5 protein-coding genes are annotated in these 10,983 nt (G+C 51.2%); all 5 read left to right on the top strand.

Annotated elements, in window-relative coordinates:
* A partial coding sequence (locus tag CX664_RS12250; RefSeq protein WP_145999972.1) for an RAP domain-containing protein occupies positions 1-1,600 on the top strand: 1,600 nt, incomplete at its 5' end.
* Positions 1,601-1,756: 156 nt separating this feature from the next.
* On the top strand, positions 1,757-4,399 hold the full coding sequence (locus CX664_RS12255; protein ID WP_101747014.1) for a DUF1601 domain-containing protein: 2,643 nt from the start codon (positions 1,757-1,759) through the stop codon (positions 4,397-4,399).
* Between the two features lie 106 nt (positions 4,400-4,505).
* Positions 4,506-7,496 carry an RAP domain-containing protein gene (locus CX664_RS12260; protein ID WP_101747015.1) on the top strand — a complete coding sequence of 997 codons (2,991 nt, stop codon included), beginning with the start codon at positions 4,506-4,508 and terminating at the stop codon, positions 7,494-7,496.
* 156 nt (positions 7,497-7,652) lie between these two features.
* A complete protein-coding gene (locus tag CX664_RS12265; protein ID WP_101747016.1) occupies positions 7,653-10,640 on the top strand; it encodes an RAP domain-containing protein in 2,988 nt (995 codons plus the stop codon).
* Between the two features lie 156 nt (positions 10,641-10,796).
* Positions 10,797-10,983: hypothetical protein (locus CX664_RS25690; protein WP_145999973.1), on the top strand; the 187-nt coding region annotated here is incomplete at its 3' end.

Raw genomic sequence — 10,983 nt, forward strand, 5'->3', positions numbered from 1 at the left:
TTTAATGCCCAGGCAAATCGCCAACCTGCCGTGGGCCATGGCGAAACTGGTGGACAACGGGCAGAAGAGGACACCAGGACTCAACGAGGCCGTGGCCGCCCTGTTGCCCCTCGTGAACGCACAGAAAGACCAATTTATTCCTCAGCAAATCGCCAACCTGCTGTGGGCCATGACGAAACTGGTGGACAATGGGCAGGAGCAGACACCGGGGCTCAACAGGGCCGTGGCCACCCTGCTGCCTCTCGTGAACGCACAGAAAGACCAATTTAATGCCCAGGGAATCGCCAACCTGTTGTGGGCCATGGCGAAACTGTTGGACATCGGGCAGGAGCGGACACCAGAGCTCAACGAGGCTGTGGCCGCCTTGTTGCCCCACGTGAACGCACAAAAAGACCAATTTATTGCCCAGCATGTTGCCAACCTGCTGTGGGTCATGGCGAAACTGGCGGACAATGGGCAGGAACAGACACCAGAGCTCAACGAGGCCTTAGCCGCACTGTTGCCCTACGTGAACGCACAAAAAGACCAATTTAATGCCCGGGATCTCGCCAACCTGCTGTGGGCCATGGCGAAACTGGTGGACAACGAGCAGAAGCAGACACCCGGGCTCAACGAGGCCGTGGCCACGCTATTGCCCCACGTGAAAGTACAGAAAGCTAACTTTAAACCACAGGATATCGCCAACATGCTGTGGGCCATGGCGAAACTGGTAGACAACAGGTACAAGCAGACACCAGAGTTCAACAAAACCGTGGCTGTGCTGTTGACCTGCGTGATCGTACAAAAAGCTAACTTTAACCCACAGGAAATCGCTAACCTGCTTTGGGCCATGGCAAAACTGGTGGATAACGGGCAGGAGCAAACACCAGGGCTCTACGAGGCCGTGGCCGCGCTTTTGCACCGGGTGAACGCACAGGAAGACCAATTTAATGCCCGGGATATTGCCAACCTACTGTGGGCCACGGCCAAACTGGGTGAACTCATTGAGCTGAACGTGGCTACCTCTGCGTTCGAATCGCTTGTCTATCGAATCAGTAAGAACTTTCAGTTTACTCAGAAAGAGATATCGATGTCTCTCTGGGGAGTAATGGTATGCTGTGCCAGGTTGTCTCTAGTCGCCAATGCCAATAAAAATAATGTACTTGAAAAGCACATGGATGACCTGTTGACTCGCCTGGAAAATAACTCGCCAGATAATGAAGAGGACCAATCCATCATGATCATGGCCTCAAGTTGGCTTGGCAGAGCGTGTCCGTTCAACCCCCATTACCAGACAACCATTTCAAAACATCAGGCCGACTTCCGCAATCAACTCCAATCATGCATGCCCTCTTTGAAGATTGAAGAAGAAAAGAGTCTGAACTCATTGCCTCCGGTTGACCTGTTACTGCCAGATCACAACATGGTGATTGAAGTTCAGGGACCGTCTCATTACGTGGGTGGTGATTTCAAAACCAGGAAGGGTTCGACGCTGCTGAAAATCGCACTGCTGCAGAAATCAGGTTTTGAGGTCATTGAAATCCCGGTTAACCGGCTTTGGCACCAGGATGTAATGAAACCATTTATTGATCAAATAAAGAAGAGAACAAACAGTCAGTAATCGTCTCCCTGCCATCAAGACTCAGGAACCGTTTTTACAATTCAGAGTAGATGTTCTTCTCCAACCATTGGCGTTTATAAGCCGTTCAGCAAAATGAACTTCTGAACAGAACCGCAGTCTGCTTTTAATATTCTCATGAATTAATGAAATATAATTATGGATAGAACCTCTGTTGGTTTCAGTGGCAAAAACGCAAGACCAGGTAATAATTACACCCAACCGGATAACCATGCCACTTCTTCAAGGCATGGGCGATATAGACAGAGTACAGTCAGACAGCGGCATAATACCCCCCGCACTACTCCGGGGCGTAATGAATTTTACCATTCTTCTGGCGCACGCTCTTCTCAACATCTACAGCGCCGCTCAGTAAACCCTGCTCAAGATTTTAATGCGCTCATCAAACAGGAAATAATGGATGATCTGGTGAGTAAATCTTATCGTTTCGGTGATCGCTATGATGGGAGACATCACGGTCTGTATGCTGATTCAATTAAAAGATACACATCAGCGGCTAAAAGACCGTTAAATCAAGCTGAACAAAGCCAGCTGATACGTTTGCTGCAAAATTTTACCGTAACACGGCGTTGGGACTGGCGAAGCCTTACGACAACACTACATTCATTGACTTCAGCGGGTTTTTTTACCCCTCATAACCCCATGGATGAGCGTGTCAAGCTAACTCAAGCTTCCTTACTGTCCACTCTGCTTGACGCAATAATATTCAAGTGCAACCAAAAACCTCAAGCCAGGGACATTGATGCCCGGGGAATCGCCAACCAGCTGTGGGCCATGGCGAAACTGGTGGACAACGGGCAGGAGCAGATACCAGGGCTCAAAGAGGCCGTGGTCACGTTGTTGCCCCACGTAAACGCAAAGAAAGACCAATTTATTCCTCAGCATATCGCCAACCTGCTGTGCGCCATGGCGAAACTGGTGGACAACTTGCAGGAGTGGACACCAGGGCTCAAAGAGGCTGTGGCCACACTGTTGCCCCTCGTGAACACACAGAAAAACCGACTTAACGCCCGGGACATTGCCAACCTGCTGTGGGCCATTACGAAACTGGTGAACAACGGGCTGGAGCAGACACCAGGGCTCAAAGAGGCCGTGGCCGCGTTATTGCCCCACGTGAACACATGGAAAGACCAATTTAATGCCCAGGATATCGGCAACCTGCTGTGGGCTATGGCGAAACTGGTGGACAACGGGCAGGAGCAGACGCCAGAGCTTGAAGAGACCGTAGCCGCGCTGTTGCCCCACGTTAACGCACAGAAAGACCAATTTAATGCCCAGGCTATCGCCAACCTGCTGTGGGCTATGGCGAAACTGGTGGACAACGGGCAGAAGCAGACACCGGAGTTCAACGAGGCCGTTGTCGCGCTGTTGCCCCACGTGTGCACAAAGAAAGGCCAATTTAATGCCCAGGGCATTGCCAACCTGCTCTGGGCCATGGCGAAACTGGTGGACAACGGGCAGGAGCGGACACCAGGGCTCAACAAGGCCGTGGCCGCGCTGTTGCCCCACGTGAACGCACAGAAAGACCAATTTAATGCCCAGGCGATCGCCAACCTGCTGTGGGCCATGGCGAAACTGGTGGACAACGGGCAGGAGCGGACACCAGGGCTCAACGAGGCCGTGGCCGCGCTGTTGCCCCACGTGAACGCACAGAAAGACCAATTTAATGCCCAGGGTATCGCCAACCTGCTGTGGGCCATGGCGAAACTGGCTGACAACGGGCAGGAGCGGACACCAGGGCTCAACGAGGCCGTGGCCGCGCTGTTACCCCACGTGAACGCACAGAAAGACCAATTTAATCCCCAGGCCATCGCTAACCTGCTGTGGACCATGGCGAAACTGGTGGACAACGGCCAGGAGCAGACGCCAGAGCTTAAAGAGACCGTAGCCGCGCTGGTGCCCCACGTGAACGCACAGAAAGACCAATTTAATGCCCAGGCTATCGCTAACCTGCTGTGGGCCATGGCGAAACTGGTGGACAACAGCCAGGAGTGGACACCAGATTTCACAGAGGCCGTGGCCGCGCTGTTGCCCCAAGTGAACGCACAGAAAGACCAATTTAAAGCCCAGGGTATCGCCAACCTGTTGTGGGCCACGGCGAAACTGGGTGAGCTCGTTGAGCTGAACGTAGTTTCATCCACGTTCGAATCGCTTGTCTACCGAATCAGTGAAAACCCTCAGCTCTCTCAGCAAGCGATATTGATATCTCTCTGGGGAGTAATGGTATGCTGTGGCAGGTTGTATCTGGACTGCAATGCCAATAAAAATAGTGTGCTTGAAACGCACATGGATATCCTGTTGACTCGCCTGGAAAATACATTCCCAGATAATGAAGAGGATCAAACCACCATTGCCATGGCCGCCAGTTGGCTTGGCAGAGCGTGTCCGTTCAAGCCCCATTACCAGACAATCGTTTCAAAACGTCAATCCGACTTCCGCAATCAACTCCAATCATGTATGCCCTCTTTGAAGATTGAAGAAGAAAAGAGTTTGAACTCATTACCTCCGGTTGACCTGTTACTGCCAGATCACAACATTATTATTGAAGTTCAGGGGCCGTTTCATTACGTGAATGGTGATTTCAAAACCAGGAAAGGTTCGACTCTGCTGAAAATCGCACTGCTGCAAAAATCAGGATTTGAGGTCATTGAAATCCCGGTTAAACAGCTCTGGAACCAGGATTTAATGAAACCATTTATTGATCAAATAAAGAAGAGAAAACAGCCAGTAATTGCCTCCCTGCCATCAAGACTCAGGAACCGTTTTCACAATTCAGAGTAGATATTCTCCTCCAACCACTTGCGTTTATAAACCGTTCAGCAAAATGAACTTCTGAACAGAACCGCAGTCTGCTTTTAATATTCTCATGAATTAATGAAATATAATTATGGATAAAAGATCTGCTGGTATCAGTGGTAATTACACCAGATCAGGTAATGATTACAACCAACCGAATAACCACGCCCCTTCTTCAGGGCTTGGACGATATAGACATGCCACAGTCAGACCATGGGATAATCCCCCCCGCACTGTGCCGGGTCGCAATGAATTTTACCATTCTTCTGGCACACGCTCTTCTCAACATCTACAGTGCCGTTCAGTAAACCCTGCTGAAGATTTTAATGCCCTCATCACACAGGAAATAATGGCTGATCTGTTGAGTAAATCGGATCATTTCGGTCATCGCTATAATGGAAAAAATCACAGTCAATTTGCCAATTCAATTAAAGAATACACGTCAGCTGCTAAAAGACCGTTAAACCGGGCAGAACAAAGCCAGCTGATACGTATGCTGCAAAACTTTATCCCAACACGGAGCTGGAATTGGCGAAGCCTGACGACAACAATTCATTCATTGACTTCAGCGGGTGTTTTTACCCCTCATTACCCCATGGATGAGCGTGTTAAGCCTACTCAAGCTCACTTATTGTCAACGCTACTGGATGCAATAATATTTAACTGCAGCCAAAAACCTCAAGCCAGGAATATTGATGCCCGGGGTATCGCCAACCTGCTTTGGGCCATGGCGAAACTGGTGGACAAAGGGCAGAAGCAGACACCGGAGTTCAACGAGGCCGTTGTTGCGCTATTGCCCCACGTGAGCGCAATGAAAGACCAATTTAAGGCCCAGGGCATCGCCAACCTGCTGTGGGCCATGGCGAAACTGGTGGACAACGGGCTGGAGCCGACACCAGGGCTCAACGAGGCCGTGGTCGCCCTGTTGCCCCACGTGAACGCACAGAAAGACCAATTTAAGGCCCAGGGTATTGCCAACCTGCTGTGGGCCATGGCGAAACTGGTGGACAACGGGCTGGAGCGGACACCCGGGCTCAAAGAGGCCTTAGCCGCCCTGTTGCCCCTCGTGAACGTACAGAAAAACCAACTCAATACCCAGGGCATTGCCAACCTGCTGTGGGCCATGGCGAAACTGGTGGACAACGAACTGGAGCGGATACCGGGACTCCAAGAGGCCGTGGCCGCCCTGCTGCCCCTCCTGGACGCACAGAAAAACCGACTCAATGCCCAGAACATTGCCAACCTGCTGTGGGCCATGGCGAAACTGGTGGACAACGGGCTGGAGCAGACACCAGGGTTCAAAGAGGCCGTGGCCGCCTTGTTGCCCCACGTGAACGCACAGAAAAACCAATTTATTCCTCAGGGTATCGCCAACCTGCTGTGGGCCATGGCGAAACTGGTGGAAAATACGCAGCAACAGACACCAGGGCTCAACGAGGCCACGGCCGCCCTGTTGCCTCTCGTGAACGCACAGAGAGAACATTTTATTCCTCAACATATCGCCAACCTGTTGTGGGCCATAGCGAAACTGGTGGACAATGGGCTGGAGCAGACACCAGAGCTCAACGAGGCCGTGATCGCCCTGTTGCCCCTCGTGCACGCACAGAAAAACCAACTTAATGCCCAGAGCATTGCCAACCTGCTGTGGGCCATTACGAAACTGGTGAACAACGGGCAGGAGTGGACAGCAGAGTTCAATGCGGCCGTGGCCGCCCTGTTGCCCCTCGTAAACGCACAGAAAAACCAACTTAATGCCCTGGGAATCGCCAAACTGTTGTGGGCCATGGCGAAACTGGTGGACATCGGGCAGGAGCAAACACCAGAGCTCAACGAGGCCGTGGCTGCACTGTTGCCCTACGTGAACGCACAAAAAGACCAATTTAATGCCCAGCATGTTGCCAACCTTCTGTGGGTCATGGCGAAACTGGTGGACAATGGGCTGGAGCAGACACCCGGGCTCAACGAGGCCCTGGTCGCGCTGTTGCCCCGGGTGAACAAACAGAAAGACCAATTTAATGTCCGGGATATCGCCAACCTGCTGTGGGCCATGGCAAAACTGGTGGACAACGAGCAGAAGCCGACACCCGGGCTCAACGAGGCCGTGGCCACGCTACTGCCCCACGTGAAAGTACAGCAAGCTAACTTTAAACCACAGGATATCTCCAACCTGTTGTGGGCCATGGCGAAACTGGTAGACAACAGGTACAAGCAGACACCAGAATTCAACGAAGCGGTGGCTACGCTGTTGACCTGCGTGATCGGACAAAAAGCTAACTTTAACCCACAGGAAATCGCCAACCTGCTTTGGGCCATGGCAAAACTGGTGGATAACGGGCAGGAGCAAACACCAGGGCTCAACGTGGCCGCAGCTGAGCTGTTACACCGTGTGAACGCACAGGAAGACCAATTTATTGCCCAGCATGTTGCCAACCTGCTGTGGGCCACGGCCAAACTGGGTGAACTCATTGAGCTGAACCTGGCTACCTCTGCGTGCGAATCGCTTGTCTATCGAATCAGTGAGAACCTTAAGTTTTCCAGGGAAGAGATATCAATGTCTCTCTGGGGAGTCATGGTATGCTGTGCCAGGTTGGCTTTAGACTCCAATGCCAATAAAAATAACGTACTTGAAAAGCACATGGATGACCTGTTGTCTCGCCTGAAAAATACCTCGCCATATGATGAAGAGGATCAATCCACCATGATCATGGCCTCAAGTTGGCTTGGCAGAGCGTGTCCGGTCGTCCGCCATTACCAGACAGCCATTTCAAAAACCCAAGCCGACTTCCGCAATCAACTCCAATCCTGTATGCCCTCTTTGAAGATTGAAGAAGAAAAGAGTTTGAACTCATTGCCTCCGGTTGACCTGTTATTGCCAGATCACAACATGGTGATTGAAGTTCAGGGACCGTCTCATTACGTGGGTGGTGATTTCAAAACCAGGAAAGGTTCGACTCTGCTGAAAATCGCACTGCTAAAAAAATCAGGATTTGAGGTCATTGAAATCCCGGTTAACCGGCTTTGGCACCAGGATGTAATGAAACCATTTATTGATCAAATAAAGAAGAGAACAAACAGCCAGTAATCGTCTCCCTGCCATCATGACTCAAGAACCGTTTTCACAATTCAGAGTAGATGTTCTTCTCCAACCATTGGCGTTTATAAGCCGTTCAGCAAAATGAACTTCTGAACAGAACCGCAGTCTGCTTTTTATATTCTCATGAATTAATGAAATATAATTATGGATGAAAGATCTGCTGGTATCAGTAGTAATTACACCAGATCAGGCAATGATTACAACAAACTGAATAACCATGCCCCTTCTTCAGGGCGTGGACGATATAGACATGCCACAGTCAGACAATGGGATAATCCCCCCCGCAATGCCCCGGGGCGCAATGAATTTTACCACTCTTCTGGCACACGCTCTTCTCAAAATCTACAGTGCCGTTCAGTAAACCCTGCACAAGATTTTAATGCCCTCATTAAACAGGAAATAATGGATGATCTGGTGAGTAAATCGGATCATTTCGGTCATCGCTATGATGGGAGAAATCACGGGCAATATGCCAGTTTAATTAAAAAATACACGTCGGCTGCTGAAAGACCGTTAAATCGAGCGGAACAAAGCCAGCTGATACGTTTGCTGCAAAATTTTACCGCCACACGGAGCTGGAATTGGCGAAGCCTGACGACAACACTTCACTCATTGACTTCAGCGGGTGTTTTTACCCTACATAAACCCATGGATGAGCGAGTTAAACTTACTCAGGCTAACTTATTGTCAACACTATTTGATGCAATAATATTTCACTGCAACCAAACACCTCAAGCCAGGGATATTGATGCCCAGGGTATTGCCAACCTGCTGTGGGCCATGGCAAAAATGTTGGACAACGGGCAGGAACGAACACCAGAGTTCAACGAGGCCGTTGTCGCGCTGCTGTCCCACGTGAACGCACAGAAAGACCAATTTAAGGCCCAGGGCATTGCCAACCTGCTGTGGGCCATGGCGAAACTGGTGGACAACGGGCTGGAGCCGACACCAGGGCTCAAAGAGGCCTTAGCTGCCCTGTTGCCCCTCGTGAACGCACAGAAAGACCAATTCAGGGCCCAGGCCATTGCCAACCTGCTGTGGGCCATGGCGAAACTGGTGGACAACGGGCTGGAGCCGACACCAGGGCTCAAAGAGGCCTTAGCTGCCCTGCTGCGCCTCGTGAACGCACAGAAAGACCAATTCAGGGCCCAGGCCATTGCCAACCTGCTGTGGGCCATGGCGAAACTGGTGGACAACGAACTGGAGCCGACACCTGGGCTCAAAGAGGCCGTGGCCGCCCTGCTGCCCCTCGTGAACGCACAGAAAGACCAATTCAGGGCCCAGGGCATTGCCAACCTGCTGTGGGCCATGGCAAAACTGGTGGACAACGGGCTGGAGCAGACACCGGGGTGCAAAGAGGCCGTGGCCGGCCTGTTGCCCCTCGTGAACGCACAGAAAGACCAATTTATTCCTCAGGCTATCACCAACCTGGTGTGGGCCATAGCAAAACTGGTGGACAACGGGCAGGAACAGACACCAGAACTCAACGAGGCCGTGGCCGCACTGTTGCCCCACGTGAACACACAGAAAGCTAACTTTAACCCACAGGAAATCGCCAATCTTCTGTGGGCCATGGCGAAACTGGTGGACAACGGGCAGAGGCAAACACCAGAACTCAACGAGGCCGTGGCCGCACTGTTGCCCCACGTGAGCGCACTGAAAGCTAACTTTTCACCACAGGGTATCGCCAACCTGCTGTGGGCCATGGCGAAACTGGTGAAAAATACGCAGCAGCAGACACCAGGGCTCAACGAGGCCGTGGCCGCCCTGTTACCCCTCGTGAACGTACAGAAAGCTAACTTTAAACCACAGGGTATCGCCAACCTGTTGTGGGCCATGGCGAAACTGGTGGACATTACGCAGGAGCGGACACCAGAACTCAACGAGGCCGTGACCGCCCTGTTGCCCCATGTGAACGCACAAAAAGACCAATTTATTGCCCAGCATGTTGCCAACCTGCTGTGGGTCATGGCGAAACTGGTGGACAATGGGCAGGAGCAGACACCAGAGTTCAATGAGGCCGTAGCCGCACTGTTGCCCTGCGTGAACGCAAAAAAAGACCAATTCAATGCCCGGGATATCTCCAACCAGCTGTGGGCCATGGCGAAACTGGTGGAAAATATGCAGCAGACACCCGGGCTGAACAAGGCCGTGGCCACGCTATTGCCCCACGTGAAAATACAGAAAGCTAACTTTAAACCACAGGATATCGCCAACATGCTGTGGGCCATGGCGAAACTGGTAGACAGCAGGTACGAGCAGACACCAGAGTTCAACAAATCCGTGGCTGCGCTGTTGACCTGCGTGATCGTACAAAAAGCTAACTTTAACCCACAGGAAATCGCCAACCTGCTGTGGGCCATGGCAAAACTGGTGGATAACGGGCAGGAGCAAACACCAGGGCTCTACGAGGCCGTGGCCGCGCTGTTGCACCGGGTGAACGCACAGGTAGACCAATTTAATGCCAAGGGTATTGCCAACCTGCTGTGGTCCACGGCCAAACTGGGTGAACTCATTGAGCTGAACGTGGCTACCTCTGCGTGCGAATCGCTTGTCTATCGCATCAGTAAGAACCTTCAGTTTTCTCAGGAAGAGATATCGATGTCTCTCTGGGGAGTCATGGTATGCTGTGCCAGGTTGGCTCTGGTCTCCAAAACCAATAAAAGTAATGTGCTTGAAAAGCACATGGATGACCTGTTGACGCGCCTGGAAAATACCTCACCAGATAATGAAGAGGATCGATCCATCATGATCATGGCCTCAAGTTGGCTTGGCAGAGCGTGTCTGGTCGTCCGCCATTACCAGACAGCCATTTCAAAAACCCAAGCCGACTTCCGCAATCAACTCCAATCATGTATGCCCTCTTTGAAGATTGAAGAAGAAAAGAGTTTGAATTCATTACCTCCGGTTGACCTGTTACTGCCAGATCACAACATGGTGATTGAAGTGCAGGGGCCGTCTCACTACGTGGGTGGTGATTTCAAAACCAGGAAGGGTTCGACGCTGCTAAAAATCGCACTGCTGCAGAAAGCAGGTTTTGAGGTCATTGAAATCCCGGTTAACCGGCTTTGTAAACAGGATTTAATGAAACCATTTATTGATCAAATAAAGAAGAGAACAAACAGCCAGTAATCGCCTCCATGCCATCAAGACTCAGGAACCGTTTTCACAATTCAGAGTAGATGTTCTCCTCCAACCACTTGCGTTTATAAACCGTTCAGCAAAATGAACTTCTGAACAGAACAGCAGTCTGCTTTTTATATTTTCATGAATTAATGAAATATAATTATGGATAGAAGCTCTGCTGGTATCAGTGATAAATACACAAGATCAGGTAATGATTACAACCAACCGAGTGACCATGCACCTTCTTCAGGGCGTGGACGATACAGATATGCCACAGTCAGACAATGGAGTAATCCCCCCCGCACTACACCGGGTCGCAATGACTTTTACCACTCTTCTGGCACACGTT

The sequence above is a fragment of the Endozoicomonas acroporae genome, from assembly GCF_002864045.1.
Taxonomy (GTDB): Bacteria; Pseudomonadota; Gammaproteobacteria; order Pseudomonadales; family Endozoicomonadaceae; genus Endozoicomonas; species Endozoicomonas acroporae.

Bases quoted from the DNA above. Each gene is read 5' to 3' on its own strand.
- CX664_RS12265 (WP_101747016.1), top strand. From the start codon at position 7,653: ATGGATGAAAGATCTGCTGGTATCAGTAGTAATTACACCAGATCAGGC.
- CX664_RS12255 (WP_101747014.1), top strand. From the start codon at position 1,757: ATGGATAGAACCTCTGTTGGTTTCAGTGGCAAAAACGCAAGACCAGGT.
- CX664_RS12260 (WP_101747015.1), top strand. From the start codon at position 4,506: ATGGATAAAAGATCTGCTGGTATCAGTGGTAATTACACCAGATCAGGT.